We start from the raw sequence: 694 nt of genomic DNA, 5'->3' as shown, positions 1-694 counted from the left end.
GGGCATGTAGGGGACGGGGTATCTTTTGTCGCCCCTCCCGTAGTCAGGCGGCAGGTAGACCCATATCCTCCTCGTCCTGTTGAGCTGGGGTATGAACATCTTGAAAGTCGTCACGTTCCCGACTATCGTATGCGTGCCAACTTCGGTTTCCTCCACATAATCGCGCCAGTGGTAACTCGTGAACTCGTACCTCCCGCCCTCCTCCAGCACCATGGTCCTGCTCGGAATTTCCTCGCCGTCTCTGCCCTTCTCAACGGTCTCCCACGAGCCGCGGGTGAACTTGAACTCGATCTTGGCTCCTTTCTTGAATTCCAGCGTTATCTCCCACTTCCCGTCGTCGCGCTTCCGGAGTCTGTGGTTTTCGTTAGGATTGAATAGGTGCAGTTACTTTTTTCTTCTGAAGGCCTCGTCCTTTAGGGTGGGGATGCAGTAATCGAAAGACCAGCCTGAAGGCAGGAAAGCAAAACTATTTTAAAGCCTAAAAAACATTACCATACTTTAGAATGAAGCGGTCAATAACGGTAAAACTACAACCCTCAAAAACCCAAGAGAAACATTCAAATCCGAAATAGGCTCGGCAACGGTTCAACAAATCTGCAGGAAGAACGCCGAAAGCTGGAGAAGCTTCTTCTCACTCTTAAGGAACACGCGGAACGGAGAACCCCCAACTGGCTCAAACCCAAACCACCAAACT

Annotated in this window: 2 pseudogenes; one reads left to right on the top strand and one right to left on the bottom strand. The window is 50.9% G+C overall.

What is annotated here, in order from left to right:
* Positions 1 to 291 (bottom strand): annotated as a pseudogene (locus APY94_RS13470) (phosphonate ABC transporter ATP-binding protein); the annotation flags it as partial.
* A gap of 259 nt (positions 292 to 550) precedes the next feature.
* Between APY94_RS13470 and APY94_RS14035 the strand changes: the two are divergent.
* Positions 551 to 694: pseudogene (locus APY94_RS14035) on the top strand (RNA-guided endonuclease InsQ/TnpB family protein); the annotation flags it as partial.

This window comes from Thermococcus celericrescens (assembly GCF_001484195.1).
Taxonomy (GTDB): Archaea; Methanobacteriota_B; Thermococci; order Thermococcales; family Thermococcaceae; genus Thermococcus; species Thermococcus celericrescens.
The sequence above is the reverse complement of the archived record's forward strand: the minus strand, read 5'-3'. Positions and strand labels throughout refer to the sequence as shown.